At 64.6% G+C, this 17,721-nt stretch carries 22 protein-coding genes; 13 read left to right on the plus strand and 9 right to left on the minus strand.

Annotation, left to right across the window (positions count from 1 at the left end):
- Positions 1 to 32: 32 nt before the first annotated feature.
- Positions 33 to 1,022, minus strand: coding sequence for a glutathione S-transferase family protein (locus tag C8N32_RS05095; protein WP_107891394.1), 990 nt, complete (start codon positions 1,020 to 1,022; stop codon positions 33 to 35).
- Between the two features lie 66 nt (positions 1,023 to 1,088).
- A complete protein-coding gene (locus C8N32_RS05100) occupies positions 1,089 to 2,258 on the minus strand; it encodes a MalY/PatB family protein (protein WP_107891395.1) in 1,170 nt (389 codons plus the stop codon).
- A gap of 99 nt (positions 2,259 to 2,357) precedes the next feature.
- Between C8N32_RS05100 and def (C8N32_RS05105) the strand changes: the two genes are divergently transcribed.
- Genes def (C8N32_RS05105) through C8N32_RS05120 form a run of 4 tightly spaced genes read left to right on the plus strand, consistent with a single transcriptional unit; the run spans position 2,358 to position 4,556 of the window.
- A complete protein-coding gene (gene def / locus C8N32_RS05105) occupies positions 2,358 to 2,879 on the plus strand; it encodes a peptide deformylase (protein ID WP_107891396.1) in 522 nt (173 codons plus the stop codon).
- 5 nt (positions 2,880 to 2,884) lie between these two features.
- Positions 2,885 to 3,379, plus strand: coding sequence for a peptide deformylase (gene def, locus C8N32_RS05110; protein ID WP_107891397.1), 495 nt, complete (start codon positions 2,885 to 2,887; stop codon positions 3,377 to 3,379).
- Positions 3,379 to 4,275 carry a methionyl-tRNA formyltransferase gene (gene fmt, locus C8N32_RS05115; RefSeq protein ID WP_107891452.1) on the plus strand — a complete coding sequence of 299 codons (897 nt, stop codon included), beginning with the start codon at positions 3,379 to 3,381 and terminating at the stop codon, positions 4,273 to 4,275. The genes def (C8N32_RS05110) and fmt overlap by 1 nt, the downstream gene beginning before the upstream one ends.
- 41 nt (positions 4,276 to 4,316) lie before the next feature.
- The gene (locus tag C8N32_RS05120) at positions 4,317 to 4,556 is read left to right on the plus strand and encodes a GlsB/YeaQ/YmgE family stress response membrane protein (RefSeq protein WP_107891398.1); all 240 of its coding nucleotides are present in this window, start codon (positions 4,317 to 4,319) and stop codon (positions 4,554 to 4,556) included.
- 4 nt (positions 4,557 to 4,560) lie between these two features.
- Here the strand turns inward: C8N32_RS05120 and C8N32_RS05125 are convergent, their stop codons facing one another.
- Genes C8N32_RS05125 through C8N32_RS05135 form a run of 3 tightly spaced genes read right to left on the minus strand, consistent with a single transcriptional unit; the run spans position 4,561 to position 7,305 of the window.
- Positions 4,561 to 6,198 carry a SulP family inorganic anion transporter gene (locus C8N32_RS05125; protein ID WP_107891399.1) on the minus strand — a complete coding sequence of 546 codons (1,638 nt, stop codon included), beginning with the start codon at positions 6,196 to 6,198 and terminating at the stop codon, positions 4,561 to 4,563.
- Between the two features lie 36 nt (positions 6,199 to 6,234).
- Positions 6,235 to 6,552, minus strand: coding sequence for a DUF1244 domain-containing protein (locus C8N32_RS05130; protein WP_107891400.1), 318 nt, complete (start codon positions 6,550 to 6,552; stop codon positions 6,235 to 6,237).
- Between the two features lie 12 nt (positions 6,553 to 6,564).
- Positions 6,565 to 7,305: an N-formylglutamate amidohydrolase gene (locus C8N32_RS05135; protein ID WP_107891401.1), complete on the minus strand. Its 741-nt coding sequence runs from the start codon at positions 7,303 to 7,305 to the stop codon at positions 6,565 to 6,567.
- Between the two features lie 129 nt (positions 7,306 to 7,434).
- Between C8N32_RS05135 and pyk the strand changes: the two genes are divergently transcribed.
- The 6 genes from pyk (at position 7,435) to pheS (ending at position 11,736) form a co-directional block, all read left to right on the plus strand.
- Positions 7,435 to 8,880, plus strand: a complete 1,446-nt coding sequence (pyk, locus tag C8N32_RS05140) for a pyruvate kinase (RefSeq protein ID WP_107891402.1) — start codon at positions 7,435 to 7,437, stop codon at positions 8,878 to 8,880.
- A gap of 9 nt (positions 8,881 to 8,889) precedes the next feature.
- Positions 8,890 to 9,114 (plus strand): hypothetical protein, encoded by a 225-nt coding sequence (locus C8N32_RS05145; RefSeq protein ID WP_107891403.1) that lies wholly within the window; start codon positions 8,890 to 8,892, stop codon positions 9,112 to 9,114.
- Positions 9,115 to 9,224: 110 nt separating this feature from the next.
- Positions 9,225 to 9,428: a 50S ribosomal protein L35 gene (gene rpmI, locus C8N32_RS05150; protein ID WP_107891404.1), complete on the plus strand. Its 204-nt coding sequence runs from the start codon at positions 9,225 to 9,227 to the stop codon at positions 9,426 to 9,428.
- A gap of 12 nt (positions 9,429 to 9,440) precedes the next feature.
- Entirely contained in the window at positions 9,441 to 9,803 is a 363-nt protein-coding gene (gene rplT, locus C8N32_RS05155) for a 50S ribosomal protein L20 (RefSeq protein ID WP_107891405.1), read from the plus strand.
- Between the two features lie 61 nt (positions 9,804 to 9,864).
- Positions 9,865 to 10,602 (plus strand): class I SAM-dependent methyltransferase, encoded by a 738-nt coding sequence (locus tag C8N32_RS05160; RefSeq protein ID WP_107891406.1) that lies wholly within the window; start codon positions 9,865 to 9,867, stop codon positions 10,600 to 10,602.
- A 60-nt stretch (positions 10,603 to 10,662) separates the two neighbouring features.
- Complete coding sequence (gene pheS / locus C8N32_RS05165) at positions 10,663 to 11,736, plus strand: phenylalanine--tRNA ligase subunit alpha (protein WP_107891407.1); 1,074 nt, start codon at positions 10,663 to 10,665, stop codon at positions 11,734 to 11,736.
- Between the two features lies 1 nt (position 11,737).
- Here pheS and C8N32_RS05170 read toward each other — a convergent pair whose 3' ends face one another.
- A complete protein-coding gene (locus C8N32_RS05170) occupies positions 11,738 to 12,364 on the minus strand; it encodes a ribonuclease T2 family protein (protein WP_107891408.1) in 627 nt (208 codons plus the stop codon).
- A gap of 126 nt (positions 12,365 to 12,490) precedes the next feature.
- Between C8N32_RS05170 and C8N32_RS05175 the strand changes: the two genes are divergently transcribed.
- Complete coding sequence (locus C8N32_RS05175) at positions 12,491 to 13,234, plus strand: DUF1013 domain-containing protein (protein ID WP_107891409.1); 744 nt, start codon at positions 12,491 to 12,493, stop codon at positions 13,232 to 13,234.
- A 31-nt stretch (positions 13,235 to 13,265) separates the two neighbouring features.
- Here the strand turns inward: C8N32_RS05175 and C8N32_RS05180 are convergent, their stop codons facing one another.
- Genes C8N32_RS05180 through ubiA form a run of 3 tightly spaced genes read right to left on the minus strand, consistent with a single transcriptional unit; the run spans position 13,266 to position 16,392 of the window.
- Positions 13,266 to 13,568 carry a hypothetical protein gene (locus tag C8N32_RS05180; RefSeq protein WP_107891410.1) on the minus strand — a complete coding sequence of 101 codons (303 nt, stop codon included), beginning with the start codon at positions 13,566 to 13,568 and terminating at the stop codon, positions 13,266 to 13,268.
- Positions 13,555 to 15,405, minus strand: a complete 1,851-nt coding sequence (locus C8N32_RS05185) for an OmpA family protein (protein ID WP_107891411.1) — start codon at positions 15,403 to 15,405, stop codon at positions 13,555 to 13,557. Before C8N32_RS05185 ends, C8N32_RS05180 begins: the two co-directional genes overlap by 14 nt.
- A 39-nt stretch (positions 15,406 to 15,444) precedes the next feature.
- Positions 15,445 to 16,392: a 4-hydroxybenzoate octaprenyltransferase gene (gene ubiA / locus C8N32_RS05190; RefSeq protein ID WP_338110837.1), complete on the minus strand. Its 948-nt coding sequence runs from the start codon at positions 16,390 to 16,392 to the stop codon at positions 15,445 to 15,447.
- A 31-nt stretch (positions 16,393 to 16,423) separates the two neighbouring features.
- On the opposite strand from ubiA, the gene C8N32_RS05195 reads away from it, so the two are divergent.
- Together C8N32_RS05195 and C8N32_RS05200 are read left to right on the plus strand one after the other, a co-directional pair.
- Positions 16,424 to 17,152 carry a 16S rRNA (uracil(1498)-N(3))-methyltransferase gene (locus tag C8N32_RS05195; protein WP_107891413.1) on the plus strand — a complete coding sequence of 243 codons (729 nt, stop codon included), beginning with the start codon at positions 16,424 to 16,426 and terminating at the stop codon, positions 17,150 to 17,152.
- Positions 17,149 to 17,667, plus strand: a complete 519-nt coding sequence (locus C8N32_RS05200; RefSeq protein ID WP_107891414.1) for a hypothetical protein — start codon at positions 17,149 to 17,151, stop codon at positions 17,665 to 17,667. Before C8N32_RS05195 ends, C8N32_RS05200 begins: the two co-directional genes overlap by 4 nt.
- Positions 17,668 to 17,721: the final 54 nt, after the last annotated feature.

Below are 17,721 nucleotides of genomic sequence, written 5' to 3' on the forward strand. Positions count from 1 at the left end.
GGCGCGCAGGGTAACACGGTGCGGCAGATCTGTCAGGCTGCCAACAGGTGGTCGCGGGCGTGGGGGATGGTCCAGTCCGTGCAGGGGGGCACAGGTACGATCCGGTTCGGGTTGATCGTCGCGTGGCTGTAGTGATAGTGGCGGGAAATATGGTCAAAATGCACCGTTTCGGCCACCCCCGGCCATTGATAGAGTTCGCGCGTGTAGGCCCAGAGGTTGGGAAACTCCACCAGACGGGTGCGCGAACACTTGAAATGTCCGTGATACACCGCGTCGAAGCGGGCCAGAGTGGTGAAAAGCCGCCAGTCGGCCTCCGTGAGGTGGGTGCCCAGCAGGTAGCGGTTGTACGTCAGGCGGGCCTCCAGCCAGTCGAGCGTCTCGAACAGGGCCGTCACGGCGTCGTCATAGGCGGTCTGGGTGGTGGCGAACCCGGCCTTGTAGACGCCGTTGTTCACATCGGAATAGATCCGGGCGTTGATCCGGTCGATTTCACGTCGCAGAGATGTCGGGGCGTAATCGTCCCGGTTGCCGGTGAGGTCGTCGAAGGCGGTATTGAACATGCGGATGATCTCGGCGGACTCGTTCGAGGCGATCGTGTTCTGCGCCCTGTCCCACAACACCGGGACGGTCACCCGGCCCGAGGCGTCCGGCCGCGCGCGGATGTAGATGTCCCGCAGGAAGGACAGGCCGTGCAGGTCGTCTCCGGTGGTGCCGGGAAAGCCGGTGGCGAAGGTCCAGCCCTCGGACAGCATGTCCGGGTGGACAACCGAGATGCCGATGTGGGGTGACAGCCCCTTCAGCGCGCGGAAGATCAGTGTGCGGTGCGCCCATGGGCAGGCGTAGCTGACATAGAGATGATAGCGTCCGCTTTCGGCGGCAAATCCGCCCGCACCGCTGGGGCCGGGCTCCCCGTTGGGGGTGATCCAGTTGCGAAAGCGTGCGGTGTCCCGCACAAAGTGCCCGCCGGTAGCGTCGGTATCGTACCAGCCGTCTTGCCATGTGCCTTTGACCAGTTGTCCCATCTTTCCCCCCGTTTTCCGGGAAGATAGGGGGGACCGGCCTGCGGGAAAGGGCGCAGCGTCTGTGCGCTATTGCAGGTCCGCGAAGGCTTCCTGCAAACGGCGCAGGGCGTCCTCCACATTTGCCCGCGGTGTGGCAAGGTTGAACCGCAGCCAATCCTCCCCCCCGGTGCCGAAGCTGGGGCCGTGGTTGGCGGCGATACGGGCGGTTCGTTCCACGCGCCGGGTGAATTCCGCCCGCTCCATGCCGGTTCCGGAGAAGTCCACCCAGGCAAGGTAGGTCGCCTCCAGCGCCATGGAGCGCAGGCCGGGAATCCCGGAGATGCCGGCGTCAAAGATCTGCCGGTTGCCCTGGAGGTAGCCCATCAGCGCCTCGACCCATTGTGCGCCCTCGGGCGAATAGGCGGCGGTGGCCATCGCGATGCCGAAGGAATTGGCCGACATCCCCATTGCCCCCATCCGGGCCGTGAAACGGGCGCGCAGGGCGTCATCGGCGATGATGACGTTGCCGGTGTGGCAGCCGGCGATGTTGAAGGTCTTGGTTGTCGCGGTCAGCATCACCAGCCGGTCCGCGATGCCGTCGATCGCCGCCACCGGCAGATGCGTATGGCCGGGATAGACAAGGTCATGGTGGATCTCGTCGCTGACCAGAACCAGATCGTGGCGGCGGGCGAAGGCGGCTACGGCCTCCAGCTCCGCGCGGGTCCAGACGCGCCCGCCGGGATTATGGGGCGAGCACAGGATCACCATGCGTTCCTTGCCGGTCATCCTGGTGTCATAGGCGGCGAAATCCATTTCGTAGCGGCCGTCACGATTGATCAGCGGGCACTCCACCACCGTGCGCCCGGCGGCGCGGATGACACGGGCAAAGGCGTGATATACGGGTGTGAACAGAACCACGCCATCGCCGGGGGCTGTGAAAGCGTCGACACACAGGGCCGTTCCGTTGACCAGCCCGTGGGTGGTAAAGATCCAGTTTTCCGCCACCTGCCAGCCGTGACGGGTCTGCATCCACCAGCGGATTGCGTCGTGATAGGCGCGGTTGTCACCGTGGTAGCCGTAGATTCCGTGATCGGCCATCGCCCGGACCGCGTCGCTGACGCAGCGGGGCGGGCGGAAGTCCATGTCTGCCACCCACATCGGCAGACCATCCCCGGCGGGGACGTTGTAGATCGTCTCCATCATGTCCCATTTCATCGAGTGGGTGCCGCGCCGGTCGATGATTTCGTCGAAACTCATATCTGCCTCCTGATATTTGGATCAGGCTATCTTCTGGCGCAGGGGACGCAAGGCGTTTGCCGCATTGCAGGGCCGGTGCGATTGGCTTAAACCCGCCCCATGAGCATTCTACCGATCCTGATCCACCCCGATCCGCGCCTCAAACAGGTGGCTGACGACGTCACGGATGTTGACGCCGGGATGCAGAAGCTGGCCGAGGATATGCTGGAAACCATGTATGACGCCCCCGGCGTGGGGCTGGCGGCGCCGCAGATCGGGGAGTCACATCGGTTGATCGTGCTGGATTGTGCCAAGGATGAGGGAGCCCCCCCCAGCCCGCTGACGATGTTCAACCCCAGGGTGGTGTGGGAATCAGAGGACAGGAACGTGCATGAAGAGGGGTGCCTGTCCATCCCCAACACCTGGGCCGAAATTACCCGCCCGGCGCAGGTTGTCGTGCAGTGGACGGACCCGTCCGGCGATGCGAAAGAGGATCGCTTCTCCGGCCTCTGGGCCACCTGTGTCCAGCACGAGATCGACCACCTGAACGGCGTCCTGTTCATCGATTATCTCTCGGCGCTCAAGCGTCAGGTCATCACGCGCCGGACGAAAAAGCTCAAGCGTCAGCTCGCCCGGGTCTGAGGCCCATGACGCGCCGTATCCTGTCCTGGCCCGACAAGCGCCTGCGTACCCCCGCCGCCCCGGTCGCGGCCGTGACGGACGAAATCCGTGTTCACTGGGACGACATGATCGACACGATGGAGGCCATGCCCGGCGTGGGGCTGGCGGCGCCGCAGATCGGGGTGATGCTGCGTCTGGCGGTTGTCGATGCTTCGGCCGAACGCGGCCGGGCGGTGCGCATGGCCAACCCCGAGATCGTCCACGCGTCGGTCGAACTGCGCGATCATGACGAGGCCAGCCCCTGCCTGCCCGGCGTGTCCGCCACCGTTTCCCGCCCGCGTGCGGTGACGGTGCGGTTTCTGAACGTGGCGGGCGAGGTGGAGGAGCGTGATTTCGTCCATCTCTGGGCGACGTCGGTTCAGCACCAGATCGACCACCTGGACGGCAAGATGTATTTTGATCGTCTGTCGCGGCTCAGGCGCGACAGGCTGATCCGCAAATCCACGAAATGGGGCCGCTGATGCGTGTGGTTTTCATGGGAACGCCGGAGTTTTCCGTCCCGGTGCTGGAGGCGCTGGTGGGGGCGGGGCACGATATCGCCGCCGTCTACTGCCAGCCGCCGCGTCCGGCGGGCCGGGGCAAGAAGGATCGCCCCAGCCCGGTGCAGGCCCGCGCCGGATCTTTGGGGTTGCCGGTACGGCACCCGGTTTCCCTGAAAGCACCGGAGGAACAGGCCGCCTTTGCTGCGCTGGAGGCCGACGTGGCGGTTGTGGTGGCGTATGGTCTGCTTTTGCCCGGCCCGGTCCTGGAGGCGCCTGTGTTCGGGTGCCTTAACATCCATGCCTCGCTGCTGCCACGCTGGCGGGGGGCGGCGCCGATCCATCGGGCGATCATGGCCGGGGACGCGGAAACCGGAATTTGCATCATGCAGATGGAGGCCGGGCTGGATACCGGCCCGGTGCTGATGCGCCGCGCCACCCCCATAGGCACTGCGGAGACAACGGGTGACCTGCATGACCGCCTGTCCCGGATGGGTGCGGAGATGATCGTGGAGGCGCTGCCCGATCTGCCGCTGCCCGCCACGCCCCAGCTGGACGCGGGCGTGACCTATGCCGCCAAGGTCGACAAAGCCGAAGCGCGGGTGGACTGGACGTGGCCGGCCGAGACCGTCGCCCGCCACATCAATGGTCTGTCGCCCTTTCCCGGCGCGTGGTGTGAGATGGGGGGGGAGCGCGTCAAGCTTCTGCGGGCCCGCGCGCTGCCTGGCCATGGGGCGCCGGGGCAGGTATTGGCAGGGTTGCGCATCGCTTGCGGGTCCGGTGTGGTTGAGGTGGTGCAGGCCCAGCGTCAGGGCAAGCGCGTCATGCAGGCCGGGGAATTTTTGCGCGGGTTTTGCCTTCCCGAGAGGGTTGACTAAGCCGCCTTTTCGAATCTGCCCCCCCACGGCATAGTCTTCCCATGGGTATTGTTTTTCTCATTATCGTCGGTGCCGGGGCGGGGTTCATCGCCACCCGGCTGATGAATGTCGAAGCCGATGTTCTGGCGACCGTTTCCATCGGTGTGCTTGGTGCGCTGATCGGCGGGTTCGTTTTGCGGCTGCTTCTGGCGCTGACCGGTTTTGCCGCCGGGTTTGTGGGGGCCGTTCTGGGGGCAATGGTGCTGATCTGGCTTTATCAGACCTACCTCCAGAACCGCTAGGCGGTCAGCTTTCCCGCGCCTCGGCCACGCTTTGTGCGAAACCGGCGTCTGCAGGCAGGTCGGCGGCTTCCAGCAATTTCCGGTGTTGGGCACGGCACCCCACCAGCGTCACGCGCATGTTGCGGTCCAGCGCCTTACGGATGAATCCCGACAGGCTGTGCGCGCCTGTGATGTCCAATAGCGGGACGTCTGCCATGTCGAGGATCAGCCGGCGGGGCTGGGCGGAAATCCGGTCCAGAACCGATTCGATCACCGGGGCGGATCCGAAGAAATACGCCCCCGTCAGGCGCAAAACGATGGTTTGCCGGCCTTCGCCCCGGTCCTTGGGGCGGGAATCGGTATTGGTTTCGTCCAGTGTGGCGTCCACGCCGCTCATCTGTGCAAGGCGGTGCAGAAACACCAGCGCCCCCAGGGCCAGGCCGGTGATGATGGCTTCCGTGAGGTCGCGCAGCACCGTCATGGCAAGGGTTGCCAACAGGACCACGGCCTCGGCCCGCGCGGTGCGTATCAGCGTCCGGATGGCGCGCAGATCGATCATGTGCAGTGCCACCGACACCAGCACTCCGGCCAGCGCGGCCAGCGGGATGGCGCTGGCCAGCGGGGCGGCCAGCATGATGATCAGCAGCAGCGCCAGCGCGTGGATCATGCCCGCGACCGGCCCGCGGGCGCCCGCGCGCACGTTGGTGGCGGTCCGGGCGATGGTTCCGGTGACGCAGAACCCCCCGAAGCAGGCCGAGGCCATGTTGGCCGCCCCTTGTCCGATCAGTTCCGCGTTGGAGCGGTGGCGCCGCCCGGTCATCGAATCCGCGACCACGGCGGAAAGAAGCGATTCGATCGCCCCCAGCAGGGTGAAGGCCAGGGCATCCGGCAGCACCGCCCGCACCTTGTCCATCGAAAGAGCGGGCAGGGCTGGCATCGGCAGCCCCGAGGCCAGCCCGCCATAGGCCGATCCTATGGTTGCCACCGGCAGGTTCAGAGCCCAGACCGTCAGCCCGGCCAGCGCAATCGCCCCCAGCATTCCCGGAAAGCGCGGCGCGATGTGGCGCATGACGAGGATGAATCCGAAACTGCCCAGACCCAGCGCGAGGTTCAGCGTACTCAGCGTGGGCAGGGCGTTCCAGAGCACGGGCAGTTTTTCCAGGAAGGGGCCGGGTTCGGGGCCGTCCAGTGTGAGGCCAAGAAAGGGGCGCATCTGGCTGGCCAGAATGATGACGCCGATCCCGGCGGTGAACCCGACGGTTACCGGATAGGGAATGTATTTCACGAAGTTGCCCAGCCGAAGTATCCCGCCCAGGGCCAGAAAGATACCCGACAGGAAGGTTGCCAGTGCCAGACCGTCCAGCCCGTGGCGCTGCACTGTGGCCATGACCAGCACGATGAATGCCCCCGCCGGGCCGCCGATCTGGAACCGGCTGCCGCCCAGAAGCGACACCAGAAACCCGCCCACGATGGCGGTGAAGACCCCCCGGTCCGGCGGCACGCCGGAGGCGATGGCGATGGCCAGGGACAGGGGCAGTGCCACCACCGCCACCGTCAGCCCGGCGATGACATCGGCACGGAAGGCGCGGGGGCCGTAGCCCTCGGCCATGACGGTCAGGAACTTGGGAAGGTATTGGATCAGGGTCGGGGCCGGGCGTTGCATCCTGTCATTCTTTTCTCTCCTCTCCCGTGTTCTCCCTCAGTCGATGTCCTTGCCGACGTTCTGGGCGAAGGCGCGGGCAAAGGCGGCCTGTTTTTCCGGGCTGGCCGGGGTCTGGTGGCGGGCCTTCCAGTCTTCGTAGGGCATTCCGTAAAAGGCTTCGCGGGCGGCGTCTTTGGACAGGTCCAGCCCCTCCCCGGCGGCGGCTTCCTGAATCCATCGGCTCAGGCAGTTGCGGCAGAATCCCGCCATGTTCATCAGGTCGATGTTCTGCACGTCGGGCCGGTCTTCCATCAGGTGCCGCCGCAGGCGGCGGAAGGCGGCGGCCTCGATCCGGGTACGGGTGGCGTCTTCCATGGTCTCCTCCGGTTAAAGGCCCGCGTCGCGGGCGGCGGCTTGCAGGATCGGTGCGAGGCGTTCGGCCCAGGCGCGCTGGTCGTCCTCATGCGCGATCAGGTCGTTGCGCAGTTCGATCAGTGCATTGGGGCGGCCTGCGGTCACGGCGTGGCGGTCTACCGAATCTCCGGGCAGGTGGCCGCCATAGGGTTCGTTCTCCCCCACGCAAAGATCGGGGATGCTGCGCAATCTGTCAATCAGCGGGCGGGCAAGGCGGGTGTCATCGGCGTGCAAGACCCCGATATGCCAGGGCCGGGAGGGGCGTCCTTTCAGGCAGGGCGTAAAGCTGTGGATGGCAATGTAGAGGGTTCCGGCCTGTCGGGCGGCAAGCCGCGCCACGGCCCGGTGATAGGGGCGGTAGAATCGCTCCAGCCGCCGGTCGCGCTCTGCGGGGTCGAGCCGACGGTTGGCCGGGATCACGGAACCGTCGTAAAGCTGCATGATGAGTGTCGGGTCGTCTTCGCCACGGTTGGGGTCGATCACGAGGCGGGAGAAGTTGCTCAGGACAGCGGGCGCATCCAGAAGGGCCGCCAGATGGCGCGTGACCCCCGCCGCGCCGGGGTCGAAGGCGATGTGGCGGGTCATGTCGGCGGGGGGCAGCCCCAGCGTGCCACCATTGACACAGGGCGGAACGGTGCTTGTGGCATGGTCACAGGTGATAAGCCAACGGGAGGTTCGCGCCTCTCCGATGGTCTGGAACGGGTGATAGGTCATCGGGTGTCATCTTTCGGAGTCATCTTCCCCTTACGACAGTTGCGCACCGGACGCCAGTTGCCAGAAGGCTGGATTTCGTCCATATCGGGATCAAACACGCGCAAGCGCCGTAAATGTGAATGGGGCAGGATGAGACGTCTACGCAACCTCAAGATCGTGGCCACCCTTGGTCCAGCGTCCGATGATTACGAAATGATCCGTACCTTGTTCGAGGCCGGGGCCGATGTGTTCCGTCTCAACATGAGCCACGGCACCCATGACGAGATTGCCGCGCGGCACAAGATCATCCGCCGGATCGAGCAGGACACAGGCCGCCCGATCGCCATTCTTGTCGATCTTCAGGGTCCCAAGCTGCGGTGCGGCGTGTTTGCCAGCGGCGCCGTGGATCTGGAGGACGGGGCGCGTTTCCGGTTCGATTTGAGCGATGTGCCCGGAGATGCGCGCCGCGTGCAACTGCCCCACCGCGAGATATTCGAGGCGCTGGAGCCCGGTGCGACGCTTCTGGTCAATGACGGCAAGCTGAGGCTCAGGGTGCTGGACTGCGGCCCCGATTTCGCCGATTGCGAGATTGTCGTTGGGGGCACCATTTCCAACCGCAAGGGCGTGAACGTGCCCGATGTGGTGCTGCCCGTTGCCGCGCTGTCGGAAAAGGACCGCGCGGATCTGGCCTTTGCGCTGGATCTGGGTGTCGACTGGATCGCGCTTTCGTTCGTGCAGCGCCCCGAGGACGTGATTCAGGCCCGCGAGATCGTCGGCGATCGCGCGGCGATCCTGTCGAAGATCGAGAAGCCCGCGGCGCTCAAGGCGTTCGACGAGATTCTCGACGTCTCCGACGGCATCATGGTCGCGCGCGGCGATCTGGGCGTTGAGATGCCCGTGCAAAGCGTCCCGCCAATCCAGAAACATCTGGTGCGCAAATGCCGCCAGTCGGCCAAGCCGGTGATCGTTGCCACGCAGATGCTGGAAAGCATGATCGAAAGCCCGATACCCACCCGTGCCGAGGTTTCCGATGTTGCCACCGCCATTTACGAAGGGGCCGACGCGGTGATGCTTTCGGCCGAATCCGCGGCCGGGCAATACCCGGAAGAGGCCGTTGCCACCATGGACAACGTGGCCATCGAGGTCGAAAGCGACCCGACATACCGCGCGATCATAGAATCGACGCGGAAGGCGGACCGCTCCACCGTGGCGGATGGCATTGTTGCCGCCGCGCGGGAAATCGCCGAAACGACCGATATCAAGGCGATTTGCTGTTTCACGGAATCCGGGACCACGGCTTTGAAAACGTCCCGCGAACGGCCCCGCGTGCCGATTCTCGCCCTGACCCCCAGCACCGAAACCGGGCGCCGCCTGTGCCTGAGCTGGGGGATCAACTGTTATTTCAATGAAAAGGTCGATCGTTTCAAGATGGCCGTTGTCAGTGCCGCCCGCGCGGCGCGGGAGGGCGGCTACGGAGAGGGGGAGGACCAGATCATCGTGATTGCGGGGTTGCCCTTCAATATTCCGGGGTCTACCAACATCCTGCGTGTCGCCCCCTGTGAGGAGCGCCTCATCTACAACGTCGAACCGGAGTGACGTGACGAGATGCTTGCCGATCTCTGCCTTGTTTTCGGTGCGTTCGCCCTCATCCTCAGTGTGCCCGGCGCGATCCTGTCCTGGGCGGATGGCGGGTCCTTCCTGGCCCCGGGAATCTGGTTCGGGCTTGGGGCGGTCAGCCTGCTTTTCGCGGTTCAGACGGGGAATTACACCCTTGCCCCAACCGAGGTGCCCGACGCGATAATCCGCATCATTGCCCGCATCGTGCATTAAGCCCTTGCCAGAACAAGACCGGACGCGTATACGCGCCACTTCAACCGGCGCGACCGGCCCAGAGGCATGCCGAGTCGCGTTACAACCCCTCAGAAAGACAGGAGGCGGAAATGCCCAAGATGAAAACGAAGTCGAGCGCCAAGAAGCGCTTCAAGGTGACGGCGAAAGGCCGGGTGAAAGCCGGTCAGGCCGGCAAGCGTCATGGCATGATCAAGCGGACGACGAAATTCATCCGCACCGCCCGCGGCACGACGGTTCTGTCGGCCCCGGATGAGAAAGTGGTCAAGTCCACGTACATGCCCTACGCGCGCTAAGGAGGCCTGATCATGTCCCGAGTCAAAGGTGGTACCACCACGCATGCCCGCCACAAGAAGGTCATCAAGGCCGCCAAGGGTTACTATGGCCGCCGCAAGAACGCCTTCCGCACCGCGACCCAGGCCGTCGACAAGGCCAACCAGTACGCGACCCGTGACCGCAAGCAGCGCAAGCGCAATTTCCGCGCGCTGTGGATTCAGCGGATCAACGCCGCCGTTCGTGCCCATGACGAGGCGCTGAGCTACTCTCGCTTCATCAACGGTCTCACCACCGCCGGGATTGAGGTGGACCGCAAGGTTCTGGCCGATCTCGCCGTGAACGAGCCCGAAGCCTTCGGTGCGATCGTGGAAAAGGCGAAAGCCGCGCTTGCCTGAGTGCGCCACGCCCGCCACAGTGAAAACCGCGCCTCAGGCGCGGTTTTTTCTTTGAGGGCAAATGTCGTATTTCGCCGAGTACCTGAAACGCACCGATGCCCGTGCGGTGTCGAAATGGCTGCACTATTTCGAGGTTTACGGCCGTGAATTCGGTCGTTTCCGGGGCCGTGCCCCGCGGTTCCTGGAGATCGGGATATGGAACGGGGGCTCGATCCCGATGTGGAAGGGTTATTTCGGCACGGGCGCGCATCTGGTCTTCGCCGATATCGACCCGGCGTGCCGCAAACATGCCGAGCCGGAAACCTTCGTGGAGATCGGCGACCAGTCAGACCCGGCGTTTCTGGCCCGGCTTGGCGAAACCCATGGTCCGTTTGATGCAATTCTCGACGATGGCGGCCATTTCATGCACCAGCAGATCACCAGTTTCGAACATCTCTGGCCCCATCTGCGCGATGGGGGCGTTTACATGGTCGAGGATACCCATACCAGTTACTGGCCCGGCTTTGGCGGCGGTTACCGCGAACCGGCCAGCTTCATCGAATTCGCCAAGGGCCTGATCGACCGCATGCATAGCTGGTACACCGATCAGGATGCCATCTTTCCCTTCGACGAGATGGCCCGCCAGATGCGCGGCATACGGTTTTACGATTCCATCGTGGCGGTTGAAAAACATCTCAGGGCAGATCCGCCCACGCAGGTCACTGCCGCCAACGGGCAGGTGCGGTTGTCGCGCCGCCCGTTGGCGGTGCGGGGGCGCAAGTCGGCCTTTCCGATGGGCCTGCCGCCGAAACGGAGCTAACCGTCTTGCCCTTCGGGGGCGGGGCCGGTAGTCAGTCGGCAACGGTTTCGGAGAACACTCATGGACGATCTGCGCAGCAAATATCTTCAGGCCATTTCCGCCGCCGCCGACCAATCCGCGTTGGAGGATTTGCGTGTTCAGGCCGTGGGCAAGAAGGGTGAGATCAGCCTGAAGATGCGCGAACTGGGCAAGATGAGCCCCGAAGAGCGCCAGCGGATGGGTCCGAAGCTCAATGCCCTTAAGGATGAGATCAACGCCGCGCTGGCCGCGAAGAAGGCGGCGCTGACCGATGCCGCCCTGAACGACCGCCTTCAGGCCGAGTGGCTGGATGTCACCTTGCCGGGGCGAACGCGCCGCACGGGGACCATCCACCCGATCAGCCAGGTGACCGAGGAAATCAGCGCGATCTTCGCGGATATGGGCTTTGCCGTGGCCGAAGGCCCGCAGGTGGAAAGCGACTGGTACAATTTCGATGCGCTCAACATTCCGCCGGAGCATCCCGCCCGGCAGGAGCACGATACCTTCTTCATGTCCCGGATCGAGGGCGACAACCGCCCGCCGCATGTGCTGCGCACCCATACCAGCCCGGTACAGATCCGCGCGATGCAGGATCAGGGCGCGCCGATCCGGGTCATCGCGCCGGGGCGGGTTTATCGGTGCGACTATGACCAGACCCATACGCCGATGTTTCACCAGGTTGAGGGTATGGCCATCGACCGCGATATTTCCATGGCCAACCTGAAATGGGTTCTGGAGGAATTCTGCCGCGCCTTTTTCGAGGTCGATGAGGTGGAGTTGCGGTTTCGTGCCTCGCATTTCCCATTCACCGAACCCTCGGCCGAGGTCGACCTGCGCTGTAATTGGTCCGATGGCCAGTTGAAGGTCGGGGAGGGGGATGACTGGATGGAAATTCTTGGGTCGGGCATGATGCACCCCAAGGTTCTGGAGGCTGGCGGCATCGACCCGGACCGATGGCAGGGCTTTGCCTTCGGTATGGGAATCGATCGGCTGGCGATGCTGAAATATGGTATTCCCGACCTCCGCGCCTTTTTCGACAGCGACCTGCGCTGGCTGCGCCACTACGGCTTTTCGGCGCTGGACGTGCCGACACTTCATGGTGGGTTGAGCCGGTAACTCAGCGCACCGGGTCCATCCGGGCATTGTCCAGCGTGCAGTCCCGCGCCACGTCCCGCCCGCAGGGGCGGGGGGAAAGATTTTTTGTCAGGCAGATGCGGATTTCCTGAATGTAGCCCGCCTTGCAGGTCGGGGTGATCATCTCGTCGCGCAGGGTGGGGTTTTCTTTCAGGAAGGCCTCTTCCACCACGTTGGCAGGCAATTTCACGGTCCGGTCGAGGCGGTGGAAGACCTCCGGCCGGGTCAGGCTGTCATAGGCACGGCGGGCGGAAGCGAAGTAGTCGGCCGCACTCAGCCCCGAACAGCGCCCGTGCTTCTTCCATTGGTACCAGGCCAGCCCGGAGGTCCCCATGATGTCGGCCATCGCGGCGGTCATGCGGCGCGAGGGGTCACGCGCCGGCGTGCGGCAATCGCTGGGCCAGCCAGTTTCGTATTGCGGCCAGAGCCCGTGCAGAACCCACCCCAGGCCGGGGCGCTCGCATTGCGGGCTGTTGCGCGCCGCGCCCTCCAGGGCGCACCAGGTGGGCGACCAGCTCAGCGACAGGATGTAATAGTCGAAATCCCCGGCGCGGTCGTCGCCCGCCCGGGCCAGGGATGCGCTCAGAAACAGAAGGACAAGCCAGCGCATTTTCGCTTTTCTCCGTGGACATGTCGGTTTATAACGCGCCCAATCTCCCCGAAAACGACGACCCGCGCCAGACCGGCGCACCCGTTTTCCCGGCGCGGGAGAGCTATGTGCAAAGGAGTGACGCCCATGAACAAGCCGATCATGGCAAAGGCGACTGCGGTCTGGCTGGTGGACAACACCACGTTGACCTTCAAGCAGATTGCCGATTTCTGCGGCCTCCACGAATTGGAGGTGCAGGGGATTGCCGACGGTGACGTGGCCGGAAGCGTGCGGGGCTTTGACCCGGTGGCCAACAACCAGCTTGAGCAGTCCGAGATCGAGAAGGGCGAGAAAGACCCGGTTTACAAGCTGCGGCTGAAATTCAATCCTGCCTCCGTGGGAGAAGAAAAACGTCGCGGTCCCCGCTACACGCCTCTGTCCAAGCGGCAGGACCGCCCGGCGGCCATCCTGTGGCTGGTGAAATTCCACCCGGAACTGACCGACGGGCAGGTGTCCAAGCTGGTCGGTACGACCAAGCCCACGATCCAGTCGATCCGGGATCGCAGCCACTGGAACATCGCCAACATCCAGCCGATCGATCCGGTGGCGCTGGGCCTGTGCAAACAGTCTGAACTGGATGCCGTGGTTCAGAAAGCGGCCCGTAAGAAGGCGGCCGAGGGCGGTCTGATGACCGACGATGAGCGTCGCAAGCTGGTATCGACCGAGCAATCTCTGGAGATGGAGGCCGAGCCGCGCATGCCGTCGGCGATTTCCGGGCTGGAAACCTTCACTCTCACCGGCGGGTCGCAACGCGAAGAAGAACAACTGCCGGATGCGGAAAGCTTTTTCAACCTTCCCGACACCGATGAGGATGACGAGGACGAGACCTGATCGAAAGCCCGACCCCGGCCGGGCTTTTCCGTCAGCCCCGCAATTGCTCGATTTCGGCGCGGGCGTTGCGCAGGCCCTCCATCGCGGCGCGGGCCTCGGCCTCGGCCTGGTGGAGACGGTTTTTCAGATCGGCCTCCATCTGATGCAGGTAGGCCACGGCCTGGTCCCGCTCTTCCTCGGCCTCGTGCACGGCCTGGGCCATCTTGTCCAGTTCCCCCATGTCGGCCTTCGTCACCCGGCTGACCCGATGAAACAGCCAGGAGGCCGCCCAGCCCAGCAGGAAGGTCACGAAAAGAATGGCCGTGGTCACGAGAATGAATTCAGTTCGGTTCATCCGTGGTCTCCGTTTGGCTTGAGCCCGTGTTTTCTGTATCGCCGAGCAGGTGGAACTCGATCCGGCGGTTGGCCTCTCGGCCCTCCTCGGTGTCGTTGTCTGCGATGGGGTTTTCTTCTCCATAGCCGCGCGCCGTGATCCCGGCGGTCAGAACGCGCCGTGCGATCAGCGCGGCCAGAACCGCATCGGCCCGCTGCTGGCTGATCTGCTGGTTCAGTTCGTCCCGCCCCCGGTCGTCGGTATAGCCCGCAATTTCCATCTTTGTGTTGGGACAGGTGCGCACGATATCGGCGATGCGGTCCACCACCTGAAGCGAGGGGCCCTTCAGGTCAACCGAGCCGGTGGAGAAGGTGATCTTGGTCTGTGCGAGAATGTCGTTGATGCGGGCCACGCAGCGTTCCGGTGAGCGGTCGTCCTCGGGGGCGGGGGGGGCTTCGTAGGTCACGTTCAGGTCGAAGGGCCCCGACCCCAGTTTCTCGCCCAGAATCCCGGAGATCCGCGCCTGTCCGTTTTCCACGTTGGTTACACCGCGCAGGCGCAGCAGGTCGGGCTGTACTGTCAGCACGCCGTTTTTCATCAGTGACAACGCTTCCAGCCCGACCAGCACCCGGAGGGACCAGCCCTCGGTCAGTTCCGGGTCGAGGTTCAGGCCCGACTGGACCTGATCTGGCCCGAACTGCGCTCTGGCATAGCTGAGCGTGGCGGTGCGGCTTGCTTCGTCGGGCATGCGTCCGCGAAGTTGCACCTGACCTTCGGGGCTGCGGGTTGCCAGGAATTGTGCCGGCCCGGCCCCCTCGGGCGTGGGGTCGGGGCGGGTGCTTTGCAGGGAGAAGATCCCGGGCAGCGCGGCCTGAAAATCGCCGGTTACGGTTTCAAACAGCTTCGCATCGACCCCTGCCGGTGCGATGAGCGACACGTCCACATCGGTGAAGGTTACGCTGCCGCCACCCAACTGCTCTACCGCCGCGATACCGCTGGTGACGGCCTTGCCCCACTCCGAGGACGGCGCCCCCAGCCCCAGCGTACAGCGCGCCGGAGCTTCAAGCCCTGCCTCCCGCGCGGCGTCGGCGATCGCCTGGGCGGTGGTCTCGGAATCGGCGGTGCACGAATCGAACCGCGCCCCTTCCGTGTCCTTCACGAAGCGCAGGGTGAAAGGGGTGATGACCGGGCGGGGGGCGGAAATTTCGATCTCGGCGATGACGCCTTCGGGGACTTTCCGGGCCAGACTGGTCTGAAGCCGGGTCCTGTCGCCGGCACTGTTTGCCAGCGCCGTGATCGTGACCTTTTCCGCAGTGACGGAAATTTTTGCGCTGTCTAGCATTTCCAGGGCCTCCAGCGCGAAGTTCAGGGCCAGGGGCCAGCTTGCCGGTGCGTCGTGATAGGCGACCTCCAGCATGTCCCCGACAGGCTGGCCGCCACTGCTGGCTTCGGCGGTTTGAGTGATGCTGTCACGATAGGGCCCGTCGGGGATAAGCCCGATCATGGAAATGCCCCGGGTGTTGCGAAGAAGTTCCAGCGAGAATTCAGGGTTGGCCAGGGGCTGGCCGGGGGTCACGTCCATTTTGTCGCGCAGTCGGGTTGCGTCCACCGCGCCGCCCGCAACGGTCAGGGCGCGAAACCGCGCGGCCTCGTCCGGGGCGGTGCCTGACAGGTGTACCTGCAACCCGTCCACCGCCACTTCGGCCCAGCCGATGTCTTCGGCGCTCAGCGCCGCCGATACGACGGTATGTGCCCCGCGCTCGATGCGGTTGACGATCAGTGTCGCGGTCAGGAAAGCCAGACCGCCGGCGGCGGCGATCACGGGCAGGAGAACGACCGGATTTCTGGGCAGGCGCATCGGGCGCTCCGTTGGTTTGGCGGGGCAGGACCCCGCGTTTCAGAAGAAGATGGCGAGGGTAAAGAATGCCACTGGAATCAACCCGGCATCCCGGTTGGACCTAAAAAGTGCAAGGCAGACATCCGCGTCATCGGGCTTCAGGCGCGACAATTGCCAGTAAAGATGAAGGCCGAAGCCCAAAACCCCCAGAACCCCTACGAAGGCGGCGGTTGAGCCGGCCCCATGCACAAGCCCGCCAACCACCGCCAGCACCATCAGGATACTGCCGAAGATCATGAACTGTTGCAGGCGTTCGGGGGTTTTTTCCCCGAACAGAAGCGCGGTGGATTTCACACCGATCAGGGCGTCGTCTTCCTTGTCCTGATGGGCGTAGATCGTGTCATAGAAGATCGTCCAGGCGATGCCCGCCAGGTACAGGAACACCGCCGGCCAGCCCAGGGCACCGGTATGGGCCGTCCAGGCCAGAAGCGCCCCCCAGTTGAATGCCAGCCCCAGGAAAACCTGTGGCCAGTAGGTAAACCGTTTGGCAAAGGGGTATATGGCGACAAACACCAGCGACAGCAGCCCCAGCCCGATCGCGGCGGCGTTGAACGTCAGCAGAATACAGAATGCGAGAAGCGACTGGATCACCAGCCATGCCATGGCCTGTTTCACGCTGACCTGCCCGGCGGGGATGGGGCGGGACCTGGTGCGCGTCACCTTGCCGTCGATGTTGCGGTCGGTGATGTCGTTCCAGGTACAGCCTGCGCCGCGCATCAGGAATGCGCCCATGGCGCAGCCCAGAACGATCCAGATGTCCCCCCAGCGAAAGCCGGTGGCGGCGGCGCCCAGCGTGACGCCCCACAGGCAGGGAATCAGCAAAAGCCATGTTCCGATCGGCCGGTCCGCGCGCGACAGGCGCAGGTAGGGGCGCGCCCATTCCGGTGCGCGCCGGTCGACCCAGTTGCCCGAAACGGCGTCGGCGACCTGGTCCGAAGGCACTGGCATTTCTTGGGGTTGGGACATAACACTGGCCCTCATGAAGGATGTCGCAAAAGTCAGGCTGTTTTTAGACCAGCCTTTGGGGCAGGGGCAAACCGTTCCTCTGTCGCGGGAGCAGGCGCATTATCTCTTTTCCGTGATGCGCCTGGGGGCCGGGGCACATGTGCTGGTGTTCAACGGGCAGGCGGGAGAGTGGCTGGCCGAGGTGACGGAGGCCGGCAAACGCGGCGGCATGCTGACCTGCCGGCACCGGACGCGGCCGTTGCAGATGCCGCCGGACCTGTGGTTTCTGTTCGCGCCGATCAAGAAGGCGCGCACGGATTTCATCGTTGAAAAGGCGGCCGAACTGGGGGCCGCCCGGATCTGCCCGGTTCAGACCGATTTCACCAACAGTGACCGTATCCGTCGGGACCGGCTTCAGGCCCATGCCGTCGAAGCCGCCGAGCAATGCGGCGGGACCTTCGTTCCCGAGGTGGCGGATTTGACACGCCTGGACGCCGTGCTGTCCGCCTGGCCCGAAGGGCGCCGCCTGATGTTCTGCGATGAGGCATTAGTGGGGGCGGGGCGGACACTTGGCGATGTGCCGCGCGGCCCCTGGGCGATTCTCATCGGTCCCGAGGGCGGCTTTTCTGAAGCTGAACGGACCTGCCTGCGCGCACTGCCTTTTGGCCATCCCGTCAGCCTTGGCCCGCGGGTCCTGCGCGCCGATACGGCGGCGGTGGCGGCGTTGACGGTCTGGCAACAGGCGCTGGGAGACTGGGAATGAGTTTTTTCCGCGCGCAAGCCATTGCACGCCTGTTGTTGTGGCGGGAGGTGCTGATCGGTTCGGGTGCGCTGGGCCTGGGGGTATGGTTGGCGTCGCGTGGCGGGGCGCTGTTTTACGTATTGGGCGCGGTCGTAGTTCTGGCAGGCGGGTCCATGATCTGGGTGGCGTTGCGGCGGTTGCGTTTTGGTATGGGCGGGCAGGCCCCCGGGATGGTCGAGGTCCGGGAAGGACAGATCAGCTATCTCGCGCAGGCGGGCGGGTTTGCCGCGCTCAGCGAACTGACGGAGATCCGTGTGATCTTCGATGATCGCAACATACGATTCTGGCAATTGTTTCAGGATGGGCTGCCCACCCTGACGATCCCCGCCGATGCCACGGGGGGCGGGGATTTGTTCGACGCTTTCGTCAGCCTGCCCGGGGCCCGCCCGGTCGTGTTTCTTGCAGCGCGGGCGCGTCCAGCTTCTGACGGCCCGGTCACGGTTTGGCGACGGCGGGCCGGCCCGGCCTTGACTTGACCGTTCGGCACGGGTCATGCACCCATCAGACAAACAGCCCGGAGGCCGCTCAGA

Source organism: Rhodovulum imhoffii (assembly GCF_003046545.1).
Lineage (GTDB): Bacteria > Pseudomonadota > Alphaproteobacteria > Rhodobacterales > Rhodobacteraceae > Rhodovulum > Rhodovulum imhoffii.

Bases quoted from the DNA above. Each gene is read 5' to 3' on its own strand.
- C8N32_RS05095 (WP_107891394.1), bottom strand. From the start codon at position 1,022: ATGGGACAACTGGTCAAAGGCACATGGCAAGACGGCTGGTACGATACC.
- C8N32_RS05100 (WP_107891395.1), bottom strand. From the start codon at position 2,258: ATGAGTTTCGACGAAATCATCGACCGGCGCGGCACCCACTCGATGAAA.
- def (WP_107891396.1), top strand. From the start codon at position 2,358: ATGAGCATTCTACCGATCCTGATCCACCCCGATCCGCGCCTCAAACAG.
- def (WP_107891397.1), top strand. From the start codon at position 2,885: ATGACGCGCCGTATCCTGTCCTGGCCCGACAAGCGCCTGCGTACCCCC.
- fmt (WP_107891452.1), top strand. From the start codon at position 3,379: ATGCGTGTGGTTTTCATGGGAACGCCGGAGTTTTCCGTCCCGGTGCTG.
- C8N32_RS05120 (WP_107891398.1), top strand. From the start codon at position 4,317: ATGGGTATTGTTTTTCTCATTATCGTCGGTGCCGGGGCGGGGTTCATC.
- C8N32_RS05125 (WP_107891399.1), bottom strand. From the start codon at position 6,198: ATGCAACGCCCGGCCCCGACCCTGATCCAATACCTTCCCAAGTTCCTG.
- C8N32_RS05130 (WP_107891400.1), bottom strand. From the start codon at position 6,552: ATGGAAGACGCCACCCGTACCCGGATCGAGGCCGCCGCCTTCCGCCGC.
- C8N32_RS05135 (WP_107891401.1), bottom strand. From the start codon at position 7,305: ATGACCTATCACCCGTTCCAGACCATCGGAGAGGCGCGAACCTCCCGT.
- pyk (WP_107891402.1), top strand. From the start codon at position 7,435: ATGAGACGTCTACGCAACCTCAAGATCGTGGCCACCCTTGGTCCAGCG.
- C8N32_RS05145 (WP_107891403.1), top strand. From the start codon at position 8,890: ATGCTTGCCGATCTCTGCCTTGTTTTCGGTGCGTTCGCCCTCATCCTC.
- rpmI (WP_107891404.1), top strand. From the start codon at position 9,225: ATGCCCAAGATGAAAACGAAGTCGAGCGCCAAGAAGCGCTTCAAGGTG.
- rplT (WP_107891405.1), top strand. From the start codon at position 9,441: ATGTCCCGAGTCAAAGGTGGTACCACCACGCATGCCCGCCACAAGAAG.
- C8N32_RS05160 (WP_107891406.1), top strand. From the start codon at position 9,865: ATGTCGTATTTCGCCGAGTACCTGAAACGCACCGATGCCCGTGCGGTG.
- pheS (WP_107891407.1), top strand. From the start codon at position 10,663: ATGGACGATCTGCGCAGCAAATATCTTCAGGCCATTTCCGCCGCCGCC.
- C8N32_RS05170 (WP_107891408.1), bottom strand. From the start codon at position 12,364: ATGCGCTGGCTTGTCCTTCTGTTTCTGAGCGCATCCCTGGCCCGGGCG.
- C8N32_RS05175 (WP_107891409.1), top strand. From the start codon at position 12,491: ATGAACAAGCCGATCATGGCAAAGGCGACTGCGGTCTGGCTGGTGGAC.
- C8N32_RS05180 (WP_107891410.1), bottom strand. From the start codon at position 13,568: ATGAACCGAACTGAATTCATTCTCGTGACCACGGCCATTCTTTTCGTG.
- C8N32_RS05185 (WP_107891411.1), bottom strand. From the start codon at position 15,405: ATGCGCCTGCCCAGAAATCCGGTCGTTCTCCTGCCCGTGATCGCCGCC.
- ubiA (WP_338110837.1), bottom strand. From the start codon at position 16,392: ATGCCAGTGCCTTCGGACCAGGTCGCCGACGCCGTTTCGGGCAACTGG.
- C8N32_RS05195 (WP_107891413.1), top strand. From the start codon at position 16,424: ATGAAGGATGTCGCAAAAGTCAGGCTGTTTTTAGACCAGCCTTTGGGG.
- C8N32_RS05200 (WP_107891414.1), top strand. From the start codon at position 17,149: ATGAGTTTTTTCCGCGCGCAAGCCATTGCACGCCTGTTGTTGTGGCGG.